Raw genomic sequence first — 14,523 nt, 5'->3', positions numbered from 1 at the left:
TGACGTGTTATTTTGTTTTCCATCTCTTCCTTGTCTACAATGATTCGTTTGGTTTATCGAAGAATGTACGCGAAAGACACCCCTAGTTTGATCGGTGCGAGCATCGTTCGCCGATCGTTCGTTGAAGCGGGTTTTGCCGTACCCACATCGTATTTGAACTGCCGATAATGCAGAACGCCCACCCCCAGAGTTGCTTCGATGTTCCAATGAGAACTCAAAATCCAGGCGTAACCGTATGTAAATCCGGCAGCGAACGCATCGCCTTGGTGATTGACATCGTCAAAACGCATATTAAAGTTGTTGGCAAAAGCGGTAAGCCCCACGAAATGACTCACCATCGGACGGTTGATCCAGTATCGTACTTCGGGCTGGAAATGGGTAAACGTAGTTTTAAGCTTCTCGGTACGAAGCGGATTCGCCGCGACACTCATGCCTAACGTGAAATGCTGCTCAGCACAAACTCCCCTTCGATATTGGGACTTGCTGTCAGCCAACCTAATGTATTTGTTTTTATCGCTACACGCTGGGAATACCCTGACGAGATACTTCCTAAAATAAAAAAGAGAATGGCGATAACCCTTCTTCCTGTTTTCATAATGTCTATTGATTTCGCACTAAACAAAAAAGCTTCTAACCGGACCAGACACCGATTAGAAGCTGTAAAAATAGCAAATTTATACTATTTCATCACATCTATATGCACCTTTTTTGCCACCTTCGAACGAGGTGGCAACGCTTATTGAATAAATAATAATGTCGAATGAACCGTCGTTCCGACATGGACTTTCTTCTTACCGATAACGACTGTGCAGGGGGCGGAAGCGGTCACATACCATTCTCCGTTTTTCTTTTCAAGCAGCACATTGGTGGCTTTATCAGCGAATATATTCACCCCTGAAGCTTTTAAAAGCGTACCGTTTCCTAAAAACAGGGTACGGTTTTCTGCATATTCATTACTTACAAGAGCATAGTCCGCACGAACCTGCATATCCTGATAAGTCACCGTTTTTGAACAATCGGATAAAGAAAATATATGATCGATTCGCCCCGATTTATTTTCTACACAAATCCCCGCAAAATCAGTTAGCGTTTGTTCGGCCGCGTCGAAATAGCTCACTTTCCGGATAGAGGAAGGCTCTTTCACCGAGCTAGGTTCGTAGATAGCCACAAACGGACGGTTCCAGGCTTCGCCATGTTGACGTGCTACAAAAGTGAGCGTGGGTTGCTCTTTGATATTATAGGGCATACCGGGCGTACGGCTCAAGCCTTCCGTCATAGGGGCTAAAGCGGTAAACACCTCACGCTCCGGCTCTCCTTTCATCCAAAGATTCATGGATATGTCATCTCCCTCTTTCATGGTCATGCGGAAGGTAGCTTTGACATCCTTGCCTGTTGCCACCATTTTCTTATCATATAGGTAGGAATAAGCATAGAGGTGAGCTCCGGCAAAAGCAAGTTCTTCGGTCGGTTGCAGATTCAAATCGCTTCCGTCGGCGGCTGTCAGCGTCAGGGTTTGTCCCAGGTTGTGATAAAAGTAATCGTGCATCTTATCTCCTCCCCGCTCTTTCCGGCTACGGAATACATCTACATAGTAGCCTGCATCGGCTGCCGTCGTGACAATACTCATCATACGAGTTTGATCGGCACGGCTCTCCGGTTCCCGAAAAGCGACATTGCTGTACGTTACCGAAGCAAACTCTTTTCCCGGTTCGGCAGAAGCCGGAAAGCAGGATTGCAGATCAAAAGCGTGATTGCTCTTCATCACCGGGTAACTGGATATTCCATCTACGCAGACTGTGTTATGACTGGGAAACTGAGAATAGTATTCGGCATAATCCAATCCGCTGTACAGCGACAGCCCGATACCGGCATCAGGCCCAACACATATCCTTTGCCATAAAGTTCCATCGATATGCCGTTGGCGTGCATATGGTTCCCCTCACTCCCATTCAGCGAGATCATCAGGCTGTGGCGGGGATTCATCCCGTTACGCTGCACCAACCACGACACATTCGGAGCATAGAACAAGGGAGAGACATAAGCTTCCAGGTTACCGGCTTGCACAGAGGGGTCGAGAACCAAAGGTTTCTCGTCAAAGAAGGAGTTAACCGATACACGAACGCTTTGGGGCTCATCCATACTTTGCCCGGCTTTCGGATCTAAGCATTTCAGTAAAGCGGTGAAGTATTTCTCCTGTTCCTTTTTGCCATTCATTTGCGCATTCTGCACCATTCGGATAAAGAAGTTCGACTTTAGATACGTAGGATGCGTATCGCCAAAGCCACAAATCATCCGGTTCGGAAACAGGTATTGAGGCGTGGTTGCTACGGCTTTAGCAAGTATGGGCATCGCCTTCACCAAGTCATATTGTAGGTTGCGGTCGAATATATTCACAAAATTGGCGTAATCGTTAATCACAACACTGCTATAGCCGGGACATTCCGCCCAGATTCCCGTTTGGGAGTCGAAACCGTAGTTAGCTAGTTTGGAAAGGCTCCATTGGCGAATGCTTGATTGGTTCAACACATAGTCGATGTAGTATTCACGTCCTTTCCCGTCGGCATACTGTTTATTGTCCTCCAACACCAATCCGACATTCATGATATAGTGAGCCTGCAACAAATCCCAATTATTATGAGGCACTCCGTTGGCAATGATATTGTCCGCCCACTTTTTGAAAGCGTCGGCATATATATTCATTTGGGCGGAGTAGTTGACTTTCAGGTAATCGTAGAGAAAGTCGTAGAGTGGAACAATGATATGCAAGGCATCTTCGTGTATGACTTCGAACGAGGTCATTCCGACTAAGGTCTGCTGGTGTCCGTGATTCAGGTCGACGGGGATATTCCGATAATAAATCCCCGTCATATACGTATCAAACACATTGGCGGCAAGTGTGGCGTATTGTTTCTCTCCCGTCATCCAATAAAGGAAAGCGGCATCACGCGCAATACCGAGTATTTCGCAATTCAGGCTCTCAATATTTCGGCCAGTCTTAGCCGGATGAACGATTTCCAGCGGACGGCCGGGCAAAGCATTGTTGCAGAAAGTCACATTGCCATCCGAATCGTCGTACGGAACGACATCTTCCAGTTTAGGGCGCCCATGGGTTGCCGTTGTGCCGCGCGTACCGGTATAACGCACCGTGGGAGCCGGAGCCTTCGCTCCTCCCGCATGATCGAAGTTTTCTCCTTTTATATATACATCGGTGGCATGCGACTTCCAATACATGGCCAATCGGGAGAGTAGCCAGTCCGGTTCCTTTTCCGTGCGCTGCGTATATGTGTCGATACGCTGCTTCAAACCGTCGAATACTTCTTTAGCCCAGGTTTCTTTTTGAATCAAGGCCCAGGTCTCTTTTTTGCCATCGGGCGTTGTCAATACCCGCGGATGGTTTTGAGGCATGGATGTGGGTAAAGGTATGTGCTGCGCATAAAGGCTCAGGGAAGTTAAAAAGCAAACTAATAATCCGATTCGTTTCATGTATCATTCTTTTTTAGAGTTCCAATTGATGTAATATACGAAGAGATGGTACCTTTTACCTAATTAACGAATAAAGTAAATAATACTCGCAGCCTACTCATCACAATCAATGCTCTACATAGATAATCAACAAAGATTCTTCTTTTTCGGCATATATGCAAGTACTCAGTAAACAAATTGGTGGCAGAGAACAATTCGTTCCAGCCCACTCGCCCGCTGGTTCCTTCGGCAGTTGGACAATAGTTCACGAACATATAATCACCGGTCAACTAAATGTCTTTTTGGAGTTTATGCGAATAAGCGGTATCTTTGCCTTTATGAAAAAATTAGTAATTGTAGGATGTGGACAGTTGGCCGGAATTGTTTCGGATGCAATTGTCAGCGGCATATTGCCGGATTATGACTTAGTAGGTGTGTACTCGCGTACAACCGCCAAAGCCGAGCGTCTTGCCGGCAAAATGGACCAACATGGAAAAGTATGCAAAGTATGTACATCCATGGAAGAACTGCTGGCTTTGAAGCCGGACTACCTGGTAGAAGCTGCTTCGCCCGCTGCTATGAAAGAATTTGCTTTACCTGCTTTGAAGAACGGAACTTCGGTTGTGACCTTGTCTATCGGCGCCTTGGCTGATGAGAAGTTCCGCGAAGAAGTGATCAGTACTGCTAAAGCGAACAATACGCGTGTACATATCGTATCTGGTGCTACCGGAGGTTTCGACGTACTCCGCACAGCTTTCTTAATGGGGAATGCTACGGCTACTTTCTTCAATGAGAAAAGCCCTTATGCGCTAAGAGGAACTCCGGTATATGAGAACTCTTTGTTGACGGAGAAGAAAGTGGTATTTACCGGTAATGCTAAAGAGGCTATCGACCTTTTCCCAACTCGTGTGAATGTAGCTGTTGCTGCTTCATTGGCTTCTGTCGGACCGGAAAAGATGCAGTTCGCTATGCAGTCGACTCCCGGTTTTGTAGGAGATACACAAAGAGTGGAAATTAAAAATGATCAGGTACACGCAGTGGTAGATGTGTACAGTGCAACACCTGCAATAGCAGGATGGTCAGTAGTGAACACCCTGCTTAATATTACCTCACCCCTTGTATTCTGATAAGTTGGCCAGGACTTTTGCACTCAGGCGGTCAAACGCCTGACGTGTACGTCCGGTCGAAACTTGCATACAACGTACATGGGGATGATTAAGGAAACGAGCATCACCCAATGCTATCAGCGTATCGCAATAGCAAAGGTTATCTCCCTCTAACCATTTCTCAAACGCCGGCTCATCCCAAGCAGGTGACAATCCGGTGTTGAACAATATTTTCTTATTACCCAACTTTTCAAATTCGGCTTCGTGCAACAGGATAGTATGCTTATTTAAGCAACAGCACACTACTTCACTTTCGGCAAGCAGTTCGCCTAAGGGTAGAAAACGATATCCTTTAGCAGTCGCTTCGGCCTTCTCGCTCCGAGCGAAATAGGAAATCTCCGCACCAAAGTGTTTCATAGCATCTGCAATCATCCCTCCGGATTTACCCAATCCAACGATACCGACTTTCAAACCGGTTATTTCACGCGCCATTCCGTCCCACGGTTCTTGTCCGAAGCCATGCAGGCAACGCACCAGTTCGCTCGTGATATATTCCACTACGCCTTCATCACCATAATCACGTATGCCGGTCACGGTAATACCACGCTCATTCGCATAGAGAATATCGACATTCGCACTCTCGGGAGAGTAGAGTGAACAACACATACCGATGTATTTCACATTCGGACATTGCTCCAATACACTCCGGTTGATTTGAGAAGTATAACTGAGGAGAACGGCATCTGCATCTCCGATTCGGGCTACTATTTCATCATCTCCTGCCGGTATGTTGGGGTACATGATAACTTCGGAAGCAAAAGATTTCAACGCTTCTTCTGCTGACGGGATTAGGCTCAAAGGCTCTATAGCTACAAGTTTCTGAAACATAATTTTGTATAGTTTAAAAAGGCGAAGATAACAAAAAGGAAGCTGAATAGCAAAACTGAAGTTAGGAAGACGGTATATGATTCAAGTTTATTATCAATAATTCCATTAAGTAATAGCAGAGAAGTGCAAATATAAAACTATATTTGCAAGAACTAATCTTTCAAAAAACGTAAAAGCAAAGTAGGTATGGAAGCACAAATGCTATTAAGAGATCCGGAGGTTTTTCCATCGGAGGAGATTTTGAGCAAGGAACTTGATGTGCGGGTTTACAGCACATTAGCTTCTTTCACCAGCACAATCACTAGCCCGGAATATGGACTGGAAACTGAGTGGAGGTACTACAATGATGGTAAAGCATGGCTTTGCAAAGTAACTCATAAGAAAAAAACGATTCTATGGCTGTCCATCTGGGAAGGCTTCTTCAAGGTAAGTTTCTACTTTACCGAAAAACATCTCGAAGCCATTGATACGTTGGAGATTTCGGAAACAATCAAACAGGCATTTATGCAAACTAAACCTATCGGACGTCTGATTCCTATGATTTTTGACATCACTGACAATGAGCAGCTCCAAGATCTACTAACCGTCGTCCGCTTTAAAAAGAACTTAAAATGAAAAGTTATAAAACAGACATTCCTACTGATAGCCTAACACAAGAGTATCTACCCGCCAATTATACGGACGCTTTTGCTTGCGAAGTGACCGGAGCGCAAAAGCTGTCGGCGGATGATATGATGATTAGCTTCTGGACAGTCGTGCCCGACTGGGTGGACGCATTATTCAAAGTACGTAACCTGCTTGTTCGCCCCTTCGGATTGGAGACCGGCGAAACTGATAATTATATCGAAAAGTTTGAAGAGATAATTCGGGCAGGCAAAGGGAGCAACGGCATCATGTCGGTAGTCGCCAAATCGGATAACGAAACGGTAGTGCTACTCAGCGATAAACATCTCGATGCTTATATGTCTGTTTATACGACAAGTCGTGATGATTCGCAGACGGTCGTGGTGCTGACTCTTGTGCATTACAAGAATATATTCGGGAAGGTTTATTTCTTCTTTATTCGCCCTTTCCACACCGTGATTGTGAAATCCATTCTTCAGAACACCCTTAAAAGATTGCTGTCATGTCCCACATAGTTGATAATATCCGTCAAGCGTTGATCGAAAGCAGCGATCGGAAAACATTAGCCTCATCGGACCGCTTCTTTAAAGAAGGCGAAGCTGCCAAAGTGCATGGCGTAAAGATGGGAGAAGTAAGCAAGATTGCTAAATATGGCTTTCAGCAAATAAAAGGTTTGCCCAAACAGGAGATCTTCGACTTATGCGAAGAGCTTTGGCAAGCGGGCTATCTGGAAGAGTCGGTTGTAGCTTGCAACTGGGCGGAATCTCTCCATAAACAATATGCGCCTGCCGACTTTAAAGTCTTTGAGCATTGGGTACATGACTACCTGACCAACTGGGCGGATTGCGACACGTTGTGCAATCATACCATCGGTATGTTTGTGATGCAGTATCCCGAATATATTGAAGAGCTGAAAAGGTGGGCAAAGTCTTCCAAACGGTTTGTCAAACGCGCTTCTGCCGTAACGCTGATTATTCCGGCCCGCAAAGGTTTCTTCCTGGACGAGATCTTCGAAATAGCGGATACTCTTTTATTGGATACTGACGATCTGGTGCAGAAGGGATATGTTGGATGCTTAAAGCAGCCAGTGAAGCGCACCGGGAGGAAGTGTTCGAGTATGTGGTTTCTAAAAAGGCAGTCATGCCTCGCACGGCGCTGCGTTACGCCATCGAAAAGATGCCTGCTGATATGAAAGCGGAAGCCATGAAAAAATAGATTAGTATGAATATCGAGGAATTACGTGAATGTTGTTTATCCGTTAAAGGAAGTAGTGAGTCTCTGCCTTTTCTAGGACATAATGTATTGGTGTTTAAAGTGATGGAAAAGATGTTCGCTTACGTTGCCTTGGAACCTAAAGACGGTGTATTCAGGGTTAATTTGAAATGTGATGCAGCCAGATCGATTGAGTTGCGCGAAAAATATAATGGCGTAGTTCCAACTGACTTCAAAACATTGCAGTGGAACTTGGTCATACTCGATAGCGATGTTCCTGATGAATTAATAAGGGAACTTATCCATCATTCGGTAGATGAAGTCATCAAGAAACTCCCGAAGAAGAAACAGCTAGAATATTTGAGTTTATAATCGTCATGCTGAAAAAGAAGAAAGCGCGGATAGCAGTTCAAGCATTGCCTTTTGTATTTGCCTTGCACAACATCGAGGAAGCCTTGTTTATGGGTAAACCTGAACTAGGTCCGCAAATGCCGATGATTGTTAGCTCGCAACAATTCATCATAGCAGTTTCGCTTTTCACGGTTCTGGGCTTCATGCTGGTATTTGGACGGAGGTTTTATCCATCACCTCAGAGCTACCGATATGCAGTCACCGCTTTTTCGGGCATGTTGTTCCTCAACTCTTTTCTCCCTCACATCCTTTCGGCCCTTTTTCTCAACGCATATACACCCGGCCTGCTTACTGCATCGCTATTGGTACTACCGCTTACCACCTATATTCTATGGGAAATTAAGCAATCGCATTGGTTCTCCGGTAAACAGATGACCGCCGCAATTCTTTTAGGAGGGGTTTGCGGTTTTGTTCTGGTATTCTTATTTCTTGGGATAGGCTCCTTATTTACGTGTAGCACATAAAAGAATTATAACTTAAAAAACAAACAAATGAAATTCAACGACTTATCTTTCACCTTTCATACAGATAAAATAACTGAGTGTGTCGACTTTTACAGCAAATACTTTCAGGCTACCATGACTTTCGACGCGGGCTGGTATATCGTTATCTGCCTGCCAAGCGGAAAGACGCCTTTACTGCTTTCGTTCCAAGGAAATACGGAAGATATGGAAAGTGAACTCTTCGCAGGAGGGGTGACGCTGAATCTGTTAGTTGATGACGTAGATGGTCTCTACGAACGCCTTAAGCAAGACGGACTTTCTTTCGCTGAGGAAATAGCCGATCATGAATGGGGTGACAGGGCATTCAGCCTGTACGATCCAATCGGTAACCTGATCTATATCTATTCCGCACGGGAGTTGCACGAGAAATACAAGGACGCCGTGAAAGAGAACGAGTACCTAGCCGTATACAAAGAGATCTTGCAAAAAGGTATTGTTCAGAAAGCGTACCGTGACTTACAAAAGAGCGTCACAGGCCTGAAAGCTTTCCTCGAAAAGGGGGCGTTGAGTGAATATTCTTTGGGGAATGTATCACCGGGTTATATGGATTTTACCTATTTCCCCTTTTCCAATGACTTCCTCAGGGAACGGAAATTGCGCTTCGGCATCGTACTGAATCATGAGAAGTTACGATTCGAACTCTGGTTGATGGGACAAAACGCTGCAATTCAAAAAGAGTATTGGGAAGTTCTGAAGCATTCGGAATGGAATAAGCAGCAACCTGCCATGCCTCAGTATTCGGTTCTGGAAGTGGTATTGACCGAGGAACCGAACTTTGCGAATCCAGATGAGTTGAATCGGGATATTGAAAAGAAGTTATTGCTACTGGTCCAAGAGATTGTTGATTACATTCAAGCCGGTAAATAAAGAAAAACCGATTATCTTTGCCTAAACTTTAATTGCAGACATGAACGTATTGCTCATTGACAACTATGACTCATTTGTGTACAACCTCTATCACTTGATAAAAGAGGCTGTTCCGGCAACGTCCATAGCGATCAGATACAATAATGAGATTAGCGTGAAAGAGGCGTCGCGCTATGATCGGATCATAATTTCTCCCGGACCGGGAGTCCCATCGGAGGCGGGAAATATTTTGGATATTATAAAGGAACTGGCCTCATCTGTCCCCATCTTAGGAATATGTCTGGGGCATCAGGCAATCGCGCAAGCTTTCGGAGCGGAGATATATCGCATGGATCAACCTCTTCACGGCATCAAGGATAGGGCTCGCCTGCTCGATCATACTACTTTATTCAGAGATATGCCCGATTTTATTTCCATCGGACACTACCATTCGTGGTTGGTCGCCAAAGATTCTCTTCCCGGCTCACTCGAAGTGACCGCTATCGATGAGGCGGGCGACATTATGGCTCTTTCGCACAAGGAATGGAATGTGCATGGAGTGCAGTTTCATCCGGAATCGATCATGACACCTGCCGGGAAAAACATAGTAACCAACTTCTTATGAAAAAGATAACGATAGACGAACTAAAGGAGCGAATGAACCAAAGTGGAGCGAATGGAACTCCTTTTTTATTCATTGTCGATTTTGAACTAAGCGGAGGTTTCTTCCTTGAAAATCCTACCCGCCAGCAAGAGGTGCTGTTCCAGTGTACAAAGGAAGGCAATGCATCTTCGGACGGTAGTTGTTCCCACCGGACAGAGGAGGTTGGACTTATCATCAATCCCATTTCTTTCGAGGCATACAAACAGAAGTTCGATGTTGTGATGGAAGGCCTGCAACAAGGGAATTCGTTTCTGGCCAACCTGACAATTCAAACGCCGATAGAGGTTTCGCTTACGCTACCAGAAATATTCTTTCGGAGCAAATCGCCTTACCGACTTTACGTACCGGGACAGTTTGTATGCTTCTCCCCGGAACGGTTTGTCAAGATAGCCAACGGCAGAATATCGACCAATCCGATGAAAGGTACGATTAGCGCGGAGGTCGAAAATGCGGAAGAAACCATTCTGGCAGATACCAAAGAGACTGCCGAGCACTATACGATTGTCGACCTATTACGCAATGATTTGGGTATGGTAGCTAGTGATATTTGTGTAGAGCGTTTCCGCTATATCGATCGTATCCGGACCAGTCGGCAAGACATCTTGCAAGTAAGTTCGGAAGTAGCCGGTAACTTGGCTAGTGACTATCCGGCTCATTTGGGTGATATTATCTTTCGCATGCTTCCGGCCGGTTCAATCTCCGGTGCTCCGAAAAGATCGACGACTGACATACTCCGCCATGCCGAATCGAAACCGAGAGGTTTCTACACAGGCGTTTTTGGTTATTTCGACGGTAAGGAGTTGGATAGTGCTGTGCTGATTCGCTACATCGAAGAGGTGGAAGGACAAAAGTACTTCCGCAGTGGAGGAGGAATCACAATCAACAGTGATCCGAATAAAGAGTATGAAGAAGTTCTTGAAAAAATATACCTACCTTTCGTATGAATACATTATTCTCTGAAGCGATCAAGTTAAAAGATGGGGTTCTGTATAACTTGGACTACCATCAAATGAGGGTCAATCGTACCTTGCAACAGTTCTTCGGAACAAGTATCGACCTTTCCGTGTTAGCGCAACTAATCCCGGAAGATAAAAAGAGCGGGCTTTATAAATGTCGGGTGCTCTACAACACACGCATAGTCAGTGTGGAGTGTACTCCTTATCAGTTCCGTTCGATACAATCTGTTGGTGTGGTCAACGCTAATCACATAAGCTACGATTATAAATACGCCGACCGCAGCGACTTGAACAGGTTGCTTGAGAAGTCGGGATGCGATGATATGATTCTGATTAAAGACAGGCTGGTTACGGATGCTTCTTTTGCCAATCTTGTTTTCCAATCCCCAAACGGACTCTATACACCGACAAGCTACCTCTTGCGGGGAACGAAGCGAGAGTACTTACTCGACAAAGGTCTCATTCAGGAAAGAGAAATCAGGCAAGAAGACCTGACTCAGTACGAACGTGTATTCTTTATAAATGCGTTAATTGACTTAGAAGACAATATCAGCATGGACATTCAGTCTTTGCGTTATTTGACGTGACAGCATCCAAGTGCTTTGTGCTTGGCTTACTTTCGACAGACTATGTACCAGAACTTCAACGAAAGCTTATGATCAGTGGAGTTTGCAGCCTCATCTATACGCACAAAATCAACCAGTCCATACTTTCCAAAATCTCTTCTGATGGTGTCAGGATCATAAAAGTAAAGATTAACACCGGGCATCGTTTCAAAACGGTCTTTACTCAACTGGCGACCTCTGCCATAAGTCGGGTAATCTTTGGAGACAGTTACAAAAACCATATACCCACCTTGTCGAAGTTGGCTAAAACAGTCTCTAATCAGTTTAACCCGCTCTCTCGAATTGAGCAGATGAATCAACGCATAACAGAAAACGCTGTCGTATAGCACCTGATCGAACGGCATATCGACAACCGAACCATGGTATACCTTTAGATTCTCTCCAGAATGTTTCTTCGCCAAGGCAATTGCCGTCTCTGAGATTTCGATTCCGGTCACATCAAAACCATCGTCAATAAACAACCGGGCGTTGCGTCCATAGCCGAATCCGGGTATAAGTATCTTCTGCAAGCTGTTCTCACGAAACAACGCTAAGGCGGCAGCGGCAGAGTGAGTCGATTCGAATCCCCACATCTCTTGCTTCTCTCTAAAACTCGTTTCCCAAAATTCCTCCATAAACGTACGACTGATTGTAAGTATCAAGTAAATCGAACTAATTTGGCGTAAATATATACCATCTTCTCTTTTTGGGAAAGCAATCGGGCACTTTTCTATGTATCAAGTCGATCGGCATGGCCTGCATATACTAAATAAGCTTCATTAGTTTAGCAATCCGACAGGCTTCAATCGAGTTTTTAACCCTCAATTTCTCCAAGATATTCTGCCGATGCCTGTCAACCGTGTTTTTGCTGATGGATAATAGTTCAGATATATCTTTGCTTATTTTCCCCCTGTCGATCAGTTGCAAGATCTCTTTCTCTCTGGAAGACAGGAGATCCACGCATTTCTCCTTGTCAGACCGGACTATATCTCCCGTAGCGGAATTGATAATTATACCACTGGAGATTTCAAGTGTCTCGCTCTCGTACGGGAAATTATAGAGACAGACAGCTAACCATAAATTACCCGACGGACAACTGCACACATAAAACATTCGATGCAGTATGGTGATATACTCTCCCGCCCCACCCTTCATCCTCATCTTACTGACAATGTGGTAATCCGAACGTTCGACTATTGGGAGGGTTTTCAATAAATGAAAGAACTGAAGTTCGAGCAGATGCTTCTGAGCAAGATCGTCGGGATGAATCCGATTGAAGATATCTTCTTCCCAGATAGAGTTGATCTGTCTGACAGCTCCCTTTTCTGTTAAACCCATCTTTTCGGCAAACCCACCACTGTATATGTAACTTCTATTGGACTTCAGATCACTTAATACTGCAAGCGAATTCTCTACTTTAGCATATCCGTACGCTATTCGTTGTCCCTGTTCTAACAGGGCAGCTTCGTTGCCGTCATCACCAAACGGCTGTGCAAGCAGTTCTTTGTTTAAGGTCGATACTATACTCATATCGTATCAAAAATGGTTATTAATCAGTATTGTCTATTCGTTCACAAGCTTTTATCTTTGCAAAGATAATACTTCCTGATGGTTATTTCTTCAATCACAAAGTTGTTAGTAACCGTTGCCGTATTATTCGCTCATAGACAAAGGTGATAAAGCAATATAAATTTAATAAATGATGTAACAATGAAAAAAAGTATTTTAGCCATATTGGTGCTATTATGTGCCAGATGGGTCATTCTCAAACTTTGGAGAAGATGCAATGGTTTAACGAACCGGAGAGATGGGAGATTAAAAACAATACCCTTTCCATGTTCGTAACCCCGCAGAGTGATTATTGGCGTATCTCGCATTACGGGTTTACGGTGGATGATGCACCTTTTCTATACACGACCTATGGCGGGGAGTTTGAAGTGAAAGTCAAAATATCTGGTGACTATAAAGTCCGCTTCGACCAATCCGGGCTAATGCTGCGTATCGATCATGAGAACTACATCAAGACGGGTATCGAGTTTGTAGATGGCAAATATAATCTAAGTGCTGTAGTTACACATAAAACCAGTGACTGGAGTGTGATAACTCTAGACAAACCGGTTCCATTCGTTTGGATCAAGGCTGTCAGACGATTGGATGCCGTAGAAATATACTATTCATTCGACGACAAAGATTACGTAATGATGCGTAATGCGTGGTTGCAAGACAATTGTCCGGTAATGATTGGTTTAATGGGTGCATGTCCCGATGGGAAAGGATTCAATGCTAAGTTCGAACACTTCTCAGTAAAGCATCTACCGGATATGCGCAGGTTGAAGTGGCTAAAAGAGAATGCGGAATAAGCGATATCTAAATCGCCCAATGATAAGTAAACTATTGTCCACTTTGTATTGGCATCTTGGGCAATAGTTTGGCTTAATGATTGGAGTATTGTGCACTATTTATAATTTCACATTATAGATTTGAAGTATTAGAAAGGCAATAGAGATGATAATCAACATGATTATTAATGCCATGACCAGACTTAACAAAACCTTCAATAGAGTTTTGATCCACGATGTTGTTTTAAAGAACTGAGTGAGTCCCCAGATAAGGTATATTTCGGAAACAATTTGAGCTATCTTATAAACATGTGGCGACTTGGTCAGATATATTATAGCATAAAAGCATAGCAATAAAGCGATTTTAGCTCCCGTTAAATACGAGAACAAGACAAGGTGCTCTGCATAATTATATTCTTTTTTATGGAATAGCCAAAAAGTAGATAGCGAATAAAAAGGAATAATAAGTAACACAACCAGCGAATAGTGTTCTAAATACCATTTGTAAATGGGGATATATTCGAATACCGGAGAATCCTGCCTATTCATTTCCTGCATTGGGAAATAATGAAAAAAGTGAAATACCAGACTGTAAACCACTCCCACAATTATTAAGAAGACAAATGGCTTGGTGTATTTTACCCTTTTGCCCAATATATAATCTTTCACGGTTTTTCCCGGCCGGAAGATTAACTCTTTCGTAGTATAAAGTATACCCTTGTTTATATGCAAGAAGCCATATTGCAATTCCTCTACAAGATGTTTGATATTGATGCGTGAAGTATGGACCGACTGACCGCATTTGCTACAATAATTACCTTTCACTACATTATGGCAATTAAGGCAATGTGTATTCTTTGTATTCATGAGTGCTGAAGCTTTTTCCATATAAACGTCCGCAAGCAAA

General features: G+C 44.0%; 14 protein-coding genes and 3 pseudogenes. 11 read left to right on the top strand and 6 right to left on the bottom strand.

The window, feature by feature from the left end:
- Positions 1-53 precede the first annotated feature (53 nt).
- Positions 54-595: pseudogene (locus JCM10512_RS12430) on the bottom strand (DUF3575 domain-containing protein).
- A 141-nt stretch (positions 596-736) separates the two neighbouring features.
- Positions 737-3,483 (bottom strand): annotated as a pseudogene (locus JCM10512_RS12425) (endo-acting ulvan lysase-like protein).
- Between the two features lie 317 nt (positions 3,484-3,800).
- Between JCM10512_RS12425 and JCM10512_RS12420 the strand changes: the two are divergent.
- Positions 3,801-4,589 carry an aspartate dehydrogenase domain-containing protein gene (locus JCM10512_RS12420; protein ID WP_044163533.1) on the top strand — a complete coding sequence of 263 codons (789 nt, stop codon included), beginning with the start codon at positions 3,801-3,803 and terminating at the stop codon, positions 4,587-4,589.
- Here JCM10512_RS12420 and JCM10512_RS12415 read toward each other — a convergent pair.
- On the bottom strand, positions 4,572-5,456 hold the full coding sequence (locus tag JCM10512_RS12415; RefSeq protein ID WP_044163467.1) for an NAD(P)-dependent oxidoreductase: 885 nt from the start codon (positions 5,454-5,456) through the stop codon (positions 4,572-4,574). The two genes, JCM10512_RS12420 and JCM10512_RS12415, sit on opposite strands and share 18 nt — an antisense overlap.
- A 186-nt stretch (positions 5,457-5,642) precedes the next feature.
- On the opposite strand from JCM10512_RS12415, the gene JCM10512_RS12410 reads away from it, so the two are divergent.
- From JCM10512_RS12410 to JCM10512_RS12370, 9 genes and pseudogenes are all read left to right on the top strand, one after another.
- Entirely contained in the window at positions 5,643-6,071 is a 429-nt protein-coding gene (locus JCM10512_RS12410) for a DUF3788 family protein (RefSeq protein WP_044163465.1), read from the top strand.
- Entirely contained in the window at positions 6,068-6,595 is a 528-nt protein-coding gene (locus JCM10512_RS12405) for a DUF2867 domain-containing protein (protein ID WP_044163464.1), read from the top strand. Before JCM10512_RS12410 ends, JCM10512_RS12405 begins: the two co-directional genes overlap by 4 nt.
- Positions 6,583-7,295: pseudogene (locus JCM10512_RS12400) on the top strand (DNA alkylation repair protein). Before JCM10512_RS12405 ends, JCM10512_RS12400 begins: the two are co-directional and overlap by 13 nt.
- A 6-nt stretch (positions 7,296-7,301) precedes the next feature.
- Positions 7,302-7,664 (top strand): MmcQ/YjbR family DNA-binding protein, encoded by a 363-nt coding sequence (locus JCM10512_RS12395; protein ID WP_044163462.1) that lies wholly within the window; start codon positions 7,302-7,304, stop codon positions 7,662-7,664.
- A 5-nt stretch (positions 7,665-7,669) separates the two neighbouring features.
- Positions 7,670-8,167 (top strand): HXXEE domain-containing protein, encoded by a 498-nt coding sequence (locus tag JCM10512_RS12390; protein WP_044163460.1) that lies wholly within the window; start codon positions 7,670-7,672, stop codon positions 8,165-8,167.
- A 27-nt stretch (positions 8,168-8,194) separates the two neighbouring features.
- Positions 8,195-9,073, top strand: coding sequence for a DUF7000 family protein (locus tag JCM10512_RS22020; protein ID WP_081741295.1), 879 nt, complete (start codon positions 8,195-8,197; stop codon positions 9,071-9,073).
- 40 nt (positions 9,074-9,113) lie between these two features.
- Positions 9,114-9,677 (top strand): anthranilate synthase component II, encoded by a 564-nt coding sequence (locus tag JCM10512_RS12380; protein ID WP_044163458.1) that lies wholly within the window; start codon positions 9,114-9,116, stop codon positions 9,675-9,677.
- A complete protein-coding gene (locus JCM10512_RS12375) occupies positions 9,674-10,660 on the top strand; it encodes an aminodeoxychorismate synthase component I (RefSeq protein WP_044163456.1) in 987 nt (328 codons plus the stop codon). The genes JCM10512_RS12380 and JCM10512_RS12375 overlap by 4 nt, the downstream gene beginning before the upstream one ends.
- Positions 10,657-11,259: an aminotransferase class IV gene (locus tag JCM10512_RS12370; RefSeq protein ID WP_044163455.1), complete on the top strand. Its 603-nt coding sequence runs from the start codon at positions 10,657-10,659 to the stop codon at positions 11,257-11,259. The genes JCM10512_RS12375 and JCM10512_RS12370 overlap by 4 nt, the downstream gene beginning before the upstream one ends.
- Before the next feature lie 26 nt (positions 11,260-11,285).
- On the opposite strand, the gene JCM10512_RS12365 is transcribed toward JCM10512_RS12370, so the two are convergent.
- Positions 11,286-11,912 (bottom strand): class I SAM-dependent methyltransferase, encoded by a 627-nt coding sequence (locus JCM10512_RS12365; RefSeq protein ID WP_044163529.1) that lies wholly within the window; start codon positions 11,910-11,912, stop codon positions 11,286-11,288.
- A 130-nt stretch (positions 11,913-12,042) separates the two neighbouring features.
- Positions 12,043-12,807 carry a helix-turn-helix transcriptional regulator gene (locus tag JCM10512_RS12360; RefSeq protein ID WP_044163454.1) on the bottom strand — a complete coding sequence of 255 codons (765 nt, stop codon included), beginning with the start codon at positions 12,805-12,807 and terminating at the stop codon, positions 12,043-12,045.
- A 215-nt stretch (positions 12,808-13,022) separates the two neighbouring features.
- On the opposite strand from JCM10512_RS12360, the gene JCM10512_RS12355 reads away from it, so the two are divergent.
- The gene (locus JCM10512_RS12355) at positions 13,023-13,637 is read left to right on the top strand and encodes a DUF1349 domain-containing protein (protein ID WP_044163453.1); all 615 of its coding nucleotides are present in this window, start codon (positions 13,023-13,025) and stop codon (positions 13,635-13,637) included.
- A 99-nt stretch (positions 13,638-13,736) separates the two neighbouring features.
- Here the strand turns inward: JCM10512_RS12355 and JCM10512_RS12350 are convergent, their stop codons facing one another.
- The gene (locus JCM10512_RS12350; RefSeq protein ID WP_158332216.1) at positions 13,737-14,483 is read right to left on the bottom strand and encodes a DUF3667 domain-containing protein; all 747 of its coding nucleotides are present in this window, start codon (positions 14,481-14,483) and stop codon (positions 13,737-13,739) included.
- Between the last annotated feature and the right edge of the window lie 40 nt (positions 14,484-14,523).

Source organism: Bacteroides reticulotermitis JCM 10512, from assembly GCF_000517545.1.
In the GTDB taxonomy this organism is placed as follows: Bacteria; Bacteroidota; Bacteroidia; order Bacteroidales; family Bacteroidaceae; genus Bacteroides; species Bacteroides reticulotermitis.
Note: the sequence above shows the minus strand (reverse complement) of the source record. Positions and strands in the feature narration are given on the sequence as shown.